Source organism: Planctobacterium sp. AWM4_229 (assembly GCF_056160305.1).
This window is the reverse complement of sequence record NZ_JBSWWX010000008.1, coordinates 113,553-127,067: the sequence shown is the minus strand read 5'-3', so window position 1 is coordinate 127,067 and position 13,515 is coordinate 113,553. Positions and strand designations below refer to the sequence as shown.

13 protein-coding genes are annotated in these 13,515 nt (G+C 45.2%); 6 read left to right on the top strand and 7 right to left on the bottom strand.

The window, feature by feature from the left end; genetic code table 11:
- Nucleotide 1 precedes the first annotated feature (1 nt).
- Nucleotides 2-910 (bottom strand): dihydrodipicolinate synthase family protein, encoded by a 909-nt coding sequence (locus ACXAGP_RS18195; RefSeq protein WP_475262976.1) that lies wholly within the window; start codon nt 908-910, stop codon nt 2-4.
- Between the two features lie 103 nt (nt 911-1,013).
- Between ACXAGP_RS18195 and ACXAGP_RS18190 the strand changes: the two genes are divergently transcribed.
- Nucleotides 1,014-2,315, top strand: a complete 1,302-nt coding sequence (locus ACXAGP_RS18190; protein ID WP_475262975.1) for an aminotransferase class I/II-fold pyridoxal phosphate-dependent enzyme — start codon at nt 1,014-1,016, stop codon at nt 2,313-2,315.
- Nucleotides 2,316-2,353: 38 nt separating this feature from the next.
- Here ACXAGP_RS18190 and ACXAGP_RS18185 read toward each other — a convergent pair whose 3' ends face one another.
- Nucleotides 2,354-3,745: a GTPase/DUF3482 domain-containing protein gene (locus ACXAGP_RS18185; RefSeq protein WP_475262974.1), complete on the bottom strand. Its 1,392-nt coding sequence runs from the start codon at nt 3,743-3,745 to the stop codon at nt 2,354-2,356.
- Nucleotides 3,738-4,820, bottom strand: a complete 1,083-nt coding sequence (locus tag ACXAGP_RS18180) for a DUF2868 domain-containing protein (RefSeq protein ID WP_475262973.1) — start codon at nt 4,818-4,820, stop codon at nt 3,738-3,740. The genes ACXAGP_RS18185 and ACXAGP_RS18180 overlap by 8 nt, the downstream gene beginning before the upstream one ends.
- A 235-nt stretch (nt 4,821-5,055) precedes the next feature.
- Here ACXAGP_RS18180 and ACXAGP_RS18175 point away from each other — a divergent pair, with 235 nt between their 5' ends.
- The 4 genes from ACXAGP_RS18175 to ACXAGP_RS18160 all read left to right on the top strand — a co-directional run bounded on the left by ACXAGP_RS18175 (nt 5,056) and on the right by ACXAGP_RS18160 (nt 7,055).
- Nucleotides 5,056-5,532 (top strand): hypothetical protein, encoded by a 477-nt coding sequence (locus tag ACXAGP_RS18175; RefSeq protein ID WP_475262972.1) that lies wholly within the window; start codon nt 5,056-5,058, stop codon nt 5,530-5,532.
- A 325-nt stretch (nt 5,533-5,857) separates the two neighbouring features.
- Nucleotides 5,858-6,391 (top strand): hypothetical protein, encoded by a 534-nt coding sequence (locus tag ACXAGP_RS18170; RefSeq protein ID WP_475262971.1) that lies wholly within the window; start codon nt 5,858-5,860, stop codon nt 6,389-6,391.
- Nucleotides 6,378-6,614, top strand: a complete 237-nt coding sequence (locus ACXAGP_RS18165) for a hypothetical protein (RefSeq protein WP_475262970.1) — start codon at nt 6,378-6,380, stop codon at nt 6,612-6,614. The genes ACXAGP_RS18170 and ACXAGP_RS18165 overlap by 14 nt, the downstream gene beginning before the upstream one ends.
- Before the next feature lie 165 nt (nt 6,615-6,779).
- Complete coding sequence (locus ACXAGP_RS18160) at nt 6,780-7,055, top strand: hypothetical protein (protein ID WP_475262969.1); 276 nt, start codon at nt 6,780-6,782, stop codon at nt 7,053-7,055.
- Nucleotides 7,056-7,192: 137 nt separating this feature from the next.
- Here ACXAGP_RS18160 and glmS read toward each other — a convergent pair whose 3' ends face one another.
- The 4 genes from glmS to glmU all read right to left on the bottom strand — a co-directional run bounded on the left by glmS (nt 7,193) and on the right by glmU (nt 11,943).
- The gene (gene glmS / locus ACXAGP_RS18155; protein WP_475262968.1) at nt 7,193-9,025 is read right to left on the bottom strand and encodes a glutamine--fructose-6-phosphate transaminase (isomerizing); all 1,833 of its coding nucleotides are present in this window, start codon (nt 9,023-9,025) and stop codon (nt 7,193-7,195) included.
- A 27-nt stretch (nt 9,026-9,052) separates the two neighbouring features.
- The gene (locus ACXAGP_RS18150; protein WP_475262967.1) at nt 9,053-9,811 is read right to left on the bottom strand and encodes a DeoR/GlpR family DNA-binding transcription regulator; all 759 of its coding nucleotides are present in this window, start codon (nt 9,809-9,811) and stop codon (nt 9,053-9,055) included.
- Between the two features lie 80 nt (nt 9,812-9,891).
- Complete coding sequence (locus tag ACXAGP_RS18145; protein WP_475262966.1) at nt 9,892-10,572, bottom strand: aquaporin; 681 nt, start codon at nt 10,570-10,572, stop codon at nt 9,892-9,894.
- Nucleotides 10,573-10,584: 12 nt separating this feature from the next.
- Entirely contained in the window at nt 10,585-11,943 is a 1,359-nt protein-coding gene (glmU, locus tag ACXAGP_RS18140) for a bifunctional UDP-N-acetylglucosamine diphosphorylase/glucosamine-1-phosphate N-acetyltransferase GlmU (RefSeq protein ID WP_475262965.1), read from the bottom strand.
- 155 nt (nt 11,944-12,098) lie between these two features.
- Here glmU and ACXAGP_RS18135 point away from each other — a divergent pair, with 155 nt between their 5' ends.
- Nucleotides 12,099-13,511, top strand: coding sequence for a sensor domain-containing diguanylate cyclase (locus ACXAGP_RS18135; protein WP_475262964.1), 1,413 nt, complete (start codon nt 12,099-12,101; stop codon nt 13,509-13,511).
- Nucleotides 13,512-13,515 lie beyond the last annotated feature (4 nt).

Below are 13,515 nucleotides of genomic sequence, written 5' to 3'. Positions count from 1 at the left end.
CTCAGTCCAGCGCCAATTGTTTTAAAAGCTGTTCAAGCTCTGCGCGATCATGCTCCGCAAGGGGTTGCAGGGGCGCAGGTAAACAACTCCCTTCGCATAGCCCTAAAATATCCGCTGCCGTAGCCATGACGCGCAAACCGCCATTGTTTCTCTCAAAGAGCGACCACAAACCTTGCAGTTGCTGCGATTTTAACTGGGCTTCAGCACTATTGTTGGCATTCACCGAAGATATCAAACGCATCACCGTTTTTGGGAACAATCCCCCCACTACGGATAACCAAAGATCACAACCTGCCGCCATGCCCGCAATGCCAAACTTATCGCCACTGACACCAATTGCAGTACCTTCGGGTAACAATGTACGCAAGCTTTGCAGGCGCTCACTGCCTGATTGATCCGCAAATGGCGTTCCCGGAATTTTAACCGCAGCCACATTAGGCAGTCGAGCAATTGCCTGATACAGATCATCACTAAATGAAAATTGCGTTACTCTGGGGTTTTCATAGATACAAAGTGGTACCGAAAGGTTGTTACAGACGGTTTCATACAATGCATAAACTTCCTGCTCTTGTAATGGGTGATAAGAAACGGGTGCCAGCAAAACAGCCTTTACCCCTGCCAGTTGCATCGCTTCCGCATTTTTGAGTACATCAGCGGTACGCAAGGCACCAATGCCCGCCATAACAGGAATATCACCCGCTAGCTCCACTGTCGCTCTCGCCACAGAGCGCTTTTGTTCCAGAGAAAGATAAGAATACAAACCCGTCGATCCCATCGCACAGATTGAATCCACCTTCGCCTCAGTTAAGCGGGTAATAAGGCGTTCAAACGCGGTAAAATCAATACATTCACTTGTTAGTGAAGTATTTTTAAACGGGGTTAAGGGAAATGCCGACAGACCAGTAAACATTTGAACTCCTGTTAGATAGAATGGGATAAATAAATGGGGGCAACCCACATACCGGGCCGGGACTTTGTCCTAGACCATGATAAACATTGTCATAGGACAATAAATGAAAGTCAAGATATCAGGCGATTCAGCGCAAAGTATTTTCGAATCCGTTCGAGAATTAAGTCATCAGGGTGAGCTCAGACCGGGCGATAACCTGCCCTCTGTCAGGGAACTGGCAGAGCAATTAGGGGTTAATCGCAATACGGTCTCTGCGGCATACCAGCGGCTAACACAGGCGGGTATCGCCATTACTCAAGGCAGACTGGGAACCCGGATTTGCCAAACACCGGATGCTGGAGAGCAAGAGGGTAAAAGCGACACCGCCTTATTCGACCTTGCCGATGGCAGCCCATCCAGAGACTGGTTGCCGAACCTGAATGACGTTGCCCGTTTGTCCACCATAAACCAATATTTGTATGGTGAAGCCACCATTCTTCCGCAAATACAAGACTATGCACAGAGCTGGTTTGCAGGCAGTTGTCCTGAGGATTTTGCTATCACACTGTGTAATGGTGCCATTGATACTCTGGAGCGACTACTGGCGGCACACCTGGTACCAGGAGATAAAGTGGTGGTGGAGGATCCCTGTTATATCAGCTCCGCCAATGCCATTCGCCTGGCGGGCATGCAGGTCCTGGGCACCGCAGTGGATGAGCAGGGCATGTTACCCGATGCGCTGCAAGAAAAGTTACAACAAGGTGCACGCGCCGTTTTGTTTACCCCAAGAGCCCACAACCCCACGGGAGTATGTATTTCCGAGGAGCGTGCTACAGCACTCAAAGCCGTACTGAAAGATTATCCGGGCGTGCTGGTAATGGAAGATGACCATTTTGCCCTGATGGCGGCTACCCCCCACCACTCAGTAATACCAGACACCAGTAACCATTGGGCTATATTTCGCTCGGTATCCAAAGGATTGGGACCCGATCTGCGCATGGCTTTTGTAGCCGCCGATCACGAATCCATAAAGCGTATCAATACTCGTCTTGCCCCCGGCATGTCCTGGGTTAGCCGGGTATTGCAATCTTTAGTGATGACCTGCCTTACCCATGAAAAATTCACTTCGTTTTTGCATTCATCGAAACAGCAGTGTGCACAAAGACGTGAAACCTTGCTCAAAGCACTGGCTGAACACAACATCCAAACAGGCGCTATTAAAGACGGTTTGAATGTCTGGGTGCCGCTAGGCAGAGATTGCCAAAGTGTAACCTATGAACTGGCACGTAAAGGCTGGCTAGTACGACCCGGTCACAGTTTTGACATAACTGCAAAATCCAATGCCTTACGGGTTAGTATTCAGCATATTGATGAACAAAGTGCACAGGGTTTTGCGCAAGATTTGGCGGCGATACTCAGGCGCTGAGTAAACAACAAAAGAACCGAGAAATATCAAGGTTTAGCTTACTCGGATATTGCCCCTGGTAGTAACTGCATAACCACAGCCAACTGCGCTCGGAGATTTTTCGGCTGGCGCTGTTTAATCAACCCATGCAATGCGACATTGAGTTCTTTTTTCTGGTCTTTTGGCATGCTGCCTAAAGATTCCTGAAGGTCCCGGGATGACACATTGAGTGTTTTGCGATTGGCATGACTTAAGTTACACACCTGTCGGTAAAAGTAGATAAATCGCCCCATGATCACGTAAGGGAAGTTTTCGTTTTGAATCGGTCCATAGGCCGCTGTCCAGCCACCTGAAGAGACGCCTTTCACCTTTATCTTGGCAATTTTTTTGGGAAACAATACCGCGCTTGCCGCACCCACAGTACCACCTCCCAACGTGCCCACAAGCAAAGTACTTCCTCCAGTAAAGATATCCAACGAAGCTCCACCCATCGCACCCGTGAGACTGGCGGCAACGATAAGCTGACGCTTGTTCAAGCCCCAGAAATACCATTGTTCGGTGTCGAACAAGTCTGGTGGAAACATTAGCTCCTCACTCTCAAGCAAGGTTGTTTGATGTTTAAACACCTGCAACAACTCATCAAATGCCTGCTGCTCACGTTGCTGTACCCAATGTTCATACTGACGCTTTAACGGCTCTGATAACAACTGAGCTTGGGATTTTGACAATACTTTTTGGGATACTGAATAGCGGCAAACATCCTTCAATAACTGCTCTAATATCATCACCGAGTGTTCAAATTGTTTTTGTCTTAAAGCACTTAAATCCTCACAAAAACGATGTAGCTGTGCCTGCCATTTCTCATTGAGATGGGCAAAAGACCGGAACAATTCCTGCTGCTTTTCAAACTCGGCGGTAATGGGGTTGAATACTTTAACGGAGTTAAAATACTGATGCAGCGCATCTTGCCATTGCTCAACATAATCGCTGTTTTCAATGGGATTGATTATGGCCATTCTCGGTTGACCGCTCCAGCGCAAGATTTCCATTTCAAACTCATACTCTGGTCCATAGGGACGTGAACCATCTACCACATAAATAATGGCGGAGCCTGCCACAATGGGCCGCAGTAGCTTCACCTCATCAGGAAAGCGAGTTGCACATTCAGTAGAGGCAACAAACTGTTCTACCGCACCTTTACGTTGACTGGCATCCTTAACGTGGGATTTGAGCCAATCAAGGGCGCTGGAGGGTCGCTGAAACCCCGGCGTATCCACCAAAACAATCTTGCTGCTTGGCATGGCTATCTCATATTCCGTGGCGTTTTCAGTAGTGCCGCTTTGCTGACTAATATCGATTTGGTCTGTCTGAGTGAGAGTTGATACAATACTCGACTTGCCCTTGTTGGGGTGCCCGACAACAGTAAACCTTGGGAATGATGGATTACTCACAGTTTTCCTCCTCAACGTATACCGTCCAATCCTGCAGCGTCTCAGTAAATCGTTGCCATTCTTGCAGGTGATGAGACTTAGGCTTGCTCACCATTTCCCGTTGCAGTTCCACCGGATAGATCACCCCTTTGCACTGTTGCAAATAGTCCTTTAACTCCTGTAGTGGTGGCTCCCAGGCTTTCACCAGTACCAGATAATGGCTTGATGTATCCAAGCTGGATTGCTTTGATTGGTTGGAAGAAAATGGTCCGTTATTGATAACTGGATGATTTTTAATCACATCGTTTAGTTGCGTTAGCGTGGCTTCTGGGAAGCTTGCCCAGTTCAAAACCACGACCTTTTCAGGCAACTGGTGAGTGGTATTTGAAAACGTACTCTTTTTGGCTACATAGCGATTTCGCTTTGCTTCACGCTTGTTGCTCTTCTTAATTACTGCAGTGATACGCCAACGGATAATCGCCATCATCACCAGACGCAAAATAAAGCCATAACAAAGCTGACAGGCCATCACAAATGGCCACCATTTTTTGAAATCCAGGGCTCTGGCGGCATCAATCGTCAAACGCGAATCCTGAGTTGCTGTTAACAATTCCATTGTGGGTTGCGCTGACTGCCAAAAAAACCAAGGTAGCGACAGCGCTTGCAATACAGGCAATAGTAGTTGCGGCGTTAACAAGGTGCTTCGCCATACAAAATGCATATCGGTAAAAACCAGCAGCAACAGCAGCGCCACTACACTGCCTAGCCCAAATCCAACACCCGCATATTGACCGTGATAAAGCACACTAAGTTTGTCTAATCGCTCATTGGTATGATGGATGGGGCGTCCCCAGAAGGCAAATAGACGAGCTTTGAATTGCTGAACCGCCGACGGCTCCAAATTGACTAACGGCAATAGCGATAGCAGACCACCCAGTACCGGCACTCCCACAAATAGCCCCAGTAAAACCAGGATGTTCACCTGCCCATATTGGTCGCCACTGAGAAAGAAAATGCTGCCTAAAAAGCCCAGCACCAACCCCAAAAACAGCGGGATGTGACGTGTTTGCAAGGGAGCTGTCTCAAAGTTTGTCAATCGGTATCCTTGTGCATGTTTAACTGATTCAGAAAGTATAGAAAGCCTACGCTCATCATCTTTTACTTTCTCGTCTGCTTGTGCAAGAAATTGTACCAATTTATGTGGGTTAAAGTTGATTGTTCAACGAGTAACCGCCACCTATTGTAAAGCTAGCTTTTTAATCTGGGTGAATTGATAATCCTTCATCGACCCATAAAGAGAAGCATTTTTTGGCCAACTGACATGAAAAAAGATGAAAAGCTATAACGAGAAAGATTATTGGGGAAATACTAACTATGTGTATTGGGACAGGTCTCTTTTCGAAAATTCGGTGTTAGAAGATGAGGACATTTCTGCACTGTGTGATTTAGGAATCCCCAGCTGGGTGTCACCCAATATGCATTTTGAGTCAATGACTCCCTCAGGTAGTGTTCTTAAATTGGGAGAGGATAGAGATGATAGATCCATTTATGTATGCTTGTGCTCAGGCACCGTATATGTAGACAAAAGCATCTTTATGAACAGCAGCTTAAATGTAATGAGAAAATCTCTACAGCAATATGCATTGATGGTCGAAAAGGCGTTGTTGATTAATAAAAATGCCGTTGCTGAAAACAAAATACCGGGCAAATTAATTGAAGAGCTTAGAAATGAGCTTCTGAAAATTGATCCTGAAGCTGTTGCTGAAAATACATATTGGTCAAAAGAAATCCTTCGAATATCTATTTAAAGATCAATAAAGATATTTAGAGCCTCCGCGAAATGAAAAGCAATCATGATATAAAGATTACGATTAGCAGTGATTTAGATTTCGAAAACCTAATCGCAGAAATATTCATCGATAGTGACTTTATTGGCCTGATCACTAATGAGCCCAAAAAACCTATGAAGTTTGAAATACCAGAAGGACAGGTTACTGCTACCAGTATTGACGTGAACACTTTACTTAAGGCGATAAACATAGCAATCTCGGAATTGAAAACACATAGGTAAAGGTCTGGCGATCGACCAATGTGACTTGCCACGCCAAAACAAGGTTGTAAAAAAGTCTCGCAATGGAAGCTAATGTAAATATTAATCAAATAATACAGCTCTCAAGTTTACCTTTTTTGATAAAACTTTCGGAAGGATACGAAATCATTTTGGGGCTGGCTGAATATGGTGAAGAATATCGTGCGCTACCTGATTATATCGTCAAACAAATGGAAGGGAAGTTGATTGGCAAAAAGGTAACTATTGCCGATATTAATATCACTCCAAACGGTACCGAAATTATAGAAGAACAAGAAGGTTACTTCAGTATTAGTCTAATTCAAAAATTCATGACAAAAACCGGCCTCCATTCTTTTCTTTTAAGTTTTTGCAACGAAAATACGTTCATTATCGGTATTGAATTAGATTTTGTTTTGATCATTTCTCCCTGCACCGAAGGGTTCATATCTCAGTCAGGAGGTGAAGTTTATTACAATCAAATGTTGGAGAGTAAAAAGTCATCAGAGGCTATTGGCTTAGCTCCAGATGTATTGGCACAACTAGTTGAGGCTGTGAAAAAAGCTCAAAACTCAAAATTTTCAAATGTACATGATTAGATACAGCGATTTCGCCATCACAGAAAACGAAGACACTGGCGTTGCTGTAATTGTTCGGGACTTCGAGTTAGCAGATGAATTTGAAGATTACCTCACGGAACAACAGTTTGTACTCTTTAATATTAAAGAGAATAAATCCAGCTTTGAATTTCTGTTTGGGCAAGCTGCCTCTTTGGATAAGGTAGAACAATTAATCCAAAAATTTTTGGACGCGAACAGATAGAGGATTTGTCTAAATTGAGGCGTGCAACCACTAAAGACTAATAATTAGCCACAAATTCGGTGAAAAGCCTTGCGATATGACAGTATTGCTATTTTACAAAATATATATTTGGAAGACTCCTATGTAATTGACATAAACGAGTCAGAAAAATCTATTGAGTTCGAAATGGAATTAGTTGTTCTGGATGGACATCCTGAATATGTTCCCCCAAATCATGGGGAACAATATTGCTTTACCAATGGAATTTTAAGCTTCACTGACATCAAAAACTTGCGCTGGCTTAATAGATGCCCAATGACAAATACAGATAAAAACGGCGAAGAAGATATGGGCAATATCGATTCGTTTGTTATTGATATGCAAAAAATGCATCTCGCCGGGGATTGGGGTGAAGTTGAATTTGAATGCCAACCAGAGAACATTACCTTGAAAAAGTTCTGACTTACTGAGAAATAAGCCGTCTTATCACACGGCTTATTTACCCTTTGGTATGATACTTTATTTTTCAGTATGACACTTTAATACTAAGTATGAATCTTTATTCCTCTCTCACAAAAAAAGGCCTTTCGGCCTTTTTTCTATTCTACTGTTACGGACTTTGCCAGGTTTCTGGGTTGGTCTACGTCTGTGCCTTTGATGATGGCAACATGATAGGACAACAGCTGTAACGGTACTGTGTATACCAAAGGTGCGATGATTTCATCCACGTGGGGGACGTTGATCACTCGCATGGTGTCGTCGCTTTCGAAGTGGGCGTCTTTGTCGGCAAACACATACATAATGCCACCACGGGCGCGTACTTCAGCCACGTTGGACTTGAGTTTTTCCAACAATTCATCGTTAGGCGCTACAACAATCACCGGCATCTCGTCATCGATAAGGGCTAACGGGCCGTGTTTTAACTCGCCCGAAGCATAAGCTTCCGCGTGAATGTAGGAAATTTCTTTGAGTTTCAGGGCACCTTCCATCGCAATGGGGTAATGCTCGCCGCGTCCCAGGAACAAAGAGTGATGTTTATTGGCAAACTCAGGTGCGAGTTTTTCAATAATTTCATCCAGGTTCATGACCTCTTCTAGCTTGCTGGGCAATGTGTGCAGGGCCTGCACGATGGCTTTTTGTTTGTCAGCAGATAAACCATTTAACTGGCCAAGCTTCAAAGTAAACAATAACAAGGCGGTTAATTGGGTGGTAAAGGCTTTGGTGGAAGCAACGCCTATCTCTGCACCGGCTTTCGTCATGTAGGCCAGGTCAGATTCCCGCACCATTGAAGAGCCGGGCACGTTGCAGATAGTTAAACTGGTGAGGTAGCCCAATTCTTTTGATAAGCGCAACGCCGCCAAAGTGTCGGCAGTTTCACCTGACTGAGAAATAGTTAATAACAAACTATTTTCATGCACATGGGATTTGCGATAGCGGAACTCAGAGGCAATTTCTACGTTACAAGAAACGTTAGCCAACGCTTCCAGCCAATAGCGTGCAACCAAACCAGCGTGATAGCTGGTGCCGCAAGCAACGATTTGCACGTGTTTTACTTTCTGTAAAACATCATCGGCACGCTCACCAAAAACGCCCGGAGCAAGATCGCTTTCCAATAAACGACCTTCCAGCGCATTGCGGGTAACAATGGGTTGCTCGTAAATTTCTTTTAACATGTAGTGGCGGTAGCCACCTTTATCACCGGCATCATGTTCGATTTCAGAGTCGTGCACTTTGCGTTTTACCGGATTTCCGTCTTTGTCAAAAATGCTCACTTCTGTGCGGGAAACCTCAGCAACGTCACCTTCCTCAAGGAAGATAAAGCGACGAGTTACCGGTAACAGTGCTAATTGATCAGAAGCAATGAAGTTTTCTCCGATACCTAAACCGATAACCAGCGGGCTACCAGAACGGGCAACAACTAATTTGTTTGGATCTTCCTGGTCCATTACCACAGTACCGTAAGCCCCATGAAAACCTGCAACGCTTTCCTGCACAGCTTTGAGCAGATCGCTGCTCACCATCATTTTCTGATGGATAGTGTGAGCGATAGTTTCAGTATCGGTTTGGCTTTCGTAGTTATAGCCAGCAAGACTAAGCTGGCTTGAGAGCTTCTCGTAGTTCTCAATAATACCGTTGTGGACCACGGCAATTCGCCCGGTAGAAAAATGCGGGTGAGCGTTGTTTTCGGTAACTCCACCATGGGTAGCCCAGCGGGTATGGGCAATGCCGATTACACCTTTTACCGGCGATTCAGCAATCGCATCTTGCAAAGCCTTTACCTTGCCTACGCGTCGCACTCGAGCCAACTGCATCTGCTCATCCACAACGGCTACGCCCGCCGAGTCATAGCCTCTATACTCCAGACGCTGCAAGCCTTCCAATAAAATGGGAACGACATTCCTTTCTGCAATTGCTCCTACTATTCCGCACATAGTTTTATCTCTCGTCTATAAATTGGTTTAAATTGTTACTATTTCTACCGCAACGCCCATATCAGTGAGGGTCTTATGGGCAGACTCACTGATTTGATCATCGGTTATCAAAGTCGTGATCTGTTGCCATGAAAGCTCTAAGTTGGGCATCTTTCGCTGAAACTTTTCAGACTCTGCAAGCACCACGGTTTTTCTGGCTACTTTGGTCATGGCCAAGGTTAATTGGGTTAGTTCATTGAAGGTGGTGGTGCCTCTGGCCAAATCCAGGCCTGAAGCCCCAACAAAAGCCAAATCAAAATTATAGGAAGACACCATTTGTTCAGCCATCGCGCCCTGAAAAGACTGGCTGTGTACATCCCAGGTACCACCCGTCATCAACAGAGTTGGCTCAGGCTCCAGATCTAATACCTCTTGAGCTGTACTCAATGAGTTGGTCATTACCACCAAACCGCGTTTTGCTTTTAAAAAGGAAACCATTGCGTGAGTAGTACTACCGGAATCGATAAGGATGCGATCGTGGTCTTTTATTAATCCTGCAGCCGCTTGCGCAATGGCAAACTTTCGCTTTGAAACTTTTTCGATTATTTCTTTGCTTTCGCCAGGTGCCAGCATAGCACCGCCATGACGACGCAAAACCAATCCGTTCTGCTCAAGCGCAGCCAGATCTTTTCGAATTGTTACTTCAGAAGTGGTAAACTGATTGGCCAAAGACTCTACAGACTGTTCTCCATGAAGCTCCAAAATAGAGACAATCTGACGTCTACGTTGCTGGGTATTGCGTTTCAACTAGCCTTCCCTGAGTTAAGATATGAACTTAAGTTTCATTTTGAAACTTTATAATTCATAACGAAACTTAAGGCAAGTATTTATTTTTGTGTGGCAGGCGTGTTTTGTTCCGATAGCAGCCAACTGAACAGCACAAGGGCAAGTATCGCACCTGCCACCTGAGCCAGTACAAACCCGGTTACATGAGCAGGATCAATACCGGAGAAACTGGTGGTAAAACTGCGGGCAATAGTGACGGCAGGGTTAGCAAAACTGGTAGATGCGGTAAACCAGTAGGCCGCGGTGATGTACAGGCCAACACCCATTGCCACCGCGTTTTTATTAAATTTAACAAATCCCAAAATGGTTGCCACCAAGCCAAATGTCGCAACCGCTTCGGCAAACCATTGTGATGCGCCAGTGCGGGCTTTAATGCCCATTTCCAGTGCAGGCAAGTCAAACATCAGGTGGGCCACTAGCGTTCCCATGACCCCACCAAAGATCTGTGCTGCAATAAATAACACCAGTAAAAGATTGCTTAGTTCACCTTTCAAACGAAACACAATCGAAACCGCGGGATTAAAATGCGCACCGGAAACAGGGCCAAATACCGTGATCAACACATAGAGTATGGCACCGGTTGGAATGGTATTGCCCAGCAATGCAATAGCGACATTGCCATCAGCAAGCCGCTCAGCCATGATGCCAGAGCCCACCACAGTGCACACCAATAATAAGGTACCCAAAAACTCAGCGGTTAGCTGTTTCGCCAGTGTATTCATATTTACTTATTTTTACTTCTTCTGGGGTCGCTGCCACTCGGCAATATTGCGTTGTTTGCCTCGAGCAATGGCTAATTGTTCATCTTCTACCGTTTTGGTGACCACCGAACCCGCGCCAACCGTACTGTTGTTGCCAATGCTTACAGGAGCAACAAGCGAACTATTGGAACCAATAAAAGCCCCGGCGCCAATTTCGGTTTTAAACTTATTTACGCCATCGTAATTGCAGGTGATGGTGCCAGCACCAATATTGGCACCCGCGCCGACAATTGTGTCACCCAAATAGGTCAGATGATTTGCCTTGGCACCTTCACCCAATTCGGTTTTTTTCATTTCCACAAAATTACCAACTTTTGATTTCGCTTTCATGACAGAACCAGGACGCAAACGCGCATAAGGGCCTACAATGCATTCTGCACCAACATTCGCCTCTTCAACGGTGGAAAAGGGCTCTATCACTGCACCGTCGGCAATGACGCAATCTTTCAGGATACAGTTGGCGCCAATTTTTACCTGATTACCAATCTCAACTTTACCTTCCAATATCACATTCACGTCGATGCTCACATCAGAGCCTGTACTCACGTCACCGCGAATGTCTAAACGCGAGGGGTCTGCCAGTGATACTCCATTCAACATCAGTTTTTCGGCTTGCTGCAATTGATAGGCTCGTTCAATTTTCGCCAGTTGTACGCGATTGTTAATACCTTCCACTTCAATGGCACAGCTCGCTTGTGCGGCTTTGATCACCTTGCCTTCATTGGCTGCCATTTCGATAACATCCGTCAGATAGTATTCCTGCTGCGCATTGTCGTTCTTCAACGCCCCTAGCCAACGCTTCAGGTCAGAACCAGCCATCATCATGATGCCGGTATTGATCTCATTGATTTGTCGTTCCGCATCTGTGGCATCTTTGTGTTCAACAATGGCTTTAACTTGTTCGCCCTCGCGAATAATGCGTCCCATGCCTGTTGGGTCATCCACCACCACCGTTAACAACACCAGATCAGCCTGTTGCTTGGCAGAAATCATAGCTCGCAGTGTCTCAGTTTTTATCAGTGGCGCATCACCCACCAAAATCAGAACGTCATCCTGGTCTTGTATATTGGGTAACGCTTGCATTACAGCATGTCCAGTGCCCAGCTGCTCAGCTTGCAAACACCAGTTCAATGAATTGTTAACCAAAGCGCTTTGCAATTGCTCAGCACCATGACCATAGATCAGATTCACAGATTGAACTCCCACCTCACCCAACGTATCCAGAATGTGCTGTACCATGGATTTACCGGCTACAGGATGCAATACTTTGGGAAGGCTAGACTTCATACGTGTGCCTTTACCTGCGGCTAACACAACTGCTGAAACTGACATAATTAATCCTTATCTTGAAAACTGGCAGTATTGTATAGGATACAAACTCTCCTGCAATCAAAAGCGGAACTCAGTTTTGAGAAAGATTGTGTTTTGCGCCAGTTCCTGTAGCAGTCTAAACTTTGACAAAGTCAGACACTCTCAGCGGACTTCTTTTGAACTCATTTGCGTCTCTTCGAAAGCTGTTTATTGTTACCATGATCGCCTTTGTAGTGATAGTGACATGGACAGCCTGGTCCACCATAAACAAGGTGTTTATGGAGCACAGCAAAATTCAACAGGAGTCCATCTCTCCAGTATTTTCCCTGATTGTGGAAGAGCTGCTCAAACCCCTGCATATCGCTGAAACCATCTATAAAAGTGGCGAATTCACCCCATTTTTGGAAGACCAAAAGCTCGACGCTCAACAGCTGGTCACAGCCCTTAAAACCTATGAAGACAAGTTCAATTTGGTGTTCTTTGCTGCCAGCGACAAAAAACGCAAACAATATTTATCCAGCGGCCGGGAGATAGATCTTATCGAGGGTAAAGTTGAATGGTATTTTCAAGCGCTAGCACAGGAAAAAGACTTTTTGGCCGATTTGGGTGACATTAATAACGTGCATCTGTTTTTTGATTTCAAAGTCTACGATGAGCAAGGCCAGTTTCTGGGTATCGTAGGCGTTGGTAAAAGCATGCAGCATTTTTTGCGGCAATTCGAGCAATTTAAAACAGAGCATGGTTATGACTTTATTTTCGTCAACGAACAAAATGAGATCATGTTGTCTTCCAGAACGGCACTAATGCATCAGCGTGAGAATATTTTGCAACTTGAATCTCTCAGCTGGTATGAACAAGTATCAGAGCAAGCAGATGGCACATTAAACAGCTTGTTAATTGAAGAAAATCAACAAAGCTTTTTACTCTCAGAAGTGCGTTTGCAAAGCCTCAATTGGCGCATGATTCTGCTATTGCCACTGCAAGGTAAAATGGATCGCATCAGCCAACTGTTTTTGGGTAACTTCCTGGCGATATTAGTACTCATTATTTTATTTATTTTGGCCGTGTTTACACTGAGTCATTATGTCAGTCGCAAAATTGCGCAGCAGGCCAATATCGATCACCTTTCTCAACTCCCTAACAGGCGTTATGTGGAGAAACGATTTGAGCGACTGAAAAAACGCCAGATGCCCTTCAGTTTAATAGTATTGGATATCGATCACTTCAAATCGATTAATGATAACTTTGGCCACAACATTGGCGATGTGGTGATCCAACAGGTGAGCGACATGCTGAAAGACGCGGTTCGCACCAATGATGTCGCTGCTCGCTGGGGTGGCGAGGAATTTATTTTGTTATTGCCAGGAGCTTCCTTCCATATTGCGCAAGAGATTGCCGAAAGGCTGCGTAAAAACATGGAAAGGGCCACATTAAACGTAGAAGGAGAGCTATTGCGTATAACGTCCAGTTTCGGCGTCACCTACAGTGACGGCAGCAGGGAGCTACTGGATTTAGTGGCAATTGCAGATGAGGCACTTTATCAAGCCAAACAGGCTGGCCGCAATAAGGTGCAAAGCAAACTCCCCTAGCCAG

Excerpts from the sequence above, each read along its gene's own strand:
- glmU (WP_475262965.1), bottom strand. The coding sequence starts at position 11,943 with ATGTCAGTTTCAGCAGTTGTGTTAGCCGCAGGTAAAGGCACACGTATG.
- ACXAGP_RS18160 (WP_475262969.1), top strand. The coding sequence starts at position 6,780 with ATGGAATTAGTTGTTCTGGATGGACATCCTGAATATGTTCCCCCAAAT.
- ACXAGP_RS18195 (WP_475262976.1), bottom strand. The coding sequence starts at position 910 with ATGTTTACTGGTCTGTCGGCATTTCCCTTAACCCCGTTTAAAAATACT.
- ACXAGP_RS18190 (WP_475262975.1), top strand. The coding sequence starts at position 1,014 with ATGAAAGTCAAGATATCAGGCGATTCAGCGCAAAGTATTTTCGAATCC.
- glmS (WP_475262968.1), bottom strand. The coding sequence starts at position 9,025 with ATGTGCGGAATAGTAGGAGCAATTGCAGAAAGGAATGTCGTTCCCATT.
- ACXAGP_RS18145 (WP_475262966.1), bottom strand. The coding sequence starts at position 10,572 with ATGAATACACTGGCGAAACAGCTAACCGCTGAGTTTTTGGGTACCTTA.
- ACXAGP_RS18175 (WP_475262972.1), top strand. The coding sequence starts at position 5,056 with ATGAAAAGCTATAACGAGAAAGATTATTGGGGAAATACTAACTATGTG.
- ACXAGP_RS18170 (WP_475262971.1), top strand. The coding sequence starts at position 5,858 with ATGGAAGCTAATGTAAATATTAATCAAATAATACAGCTCTCAAGTTTA.
- ACXAGP_RS18165 (WP_475262970.1), top strand. The coding sequence starts at position 6,378 with ATGTACATGATTAGATACAGCGATTTCGCCATCACAGAAAACGAAGAC.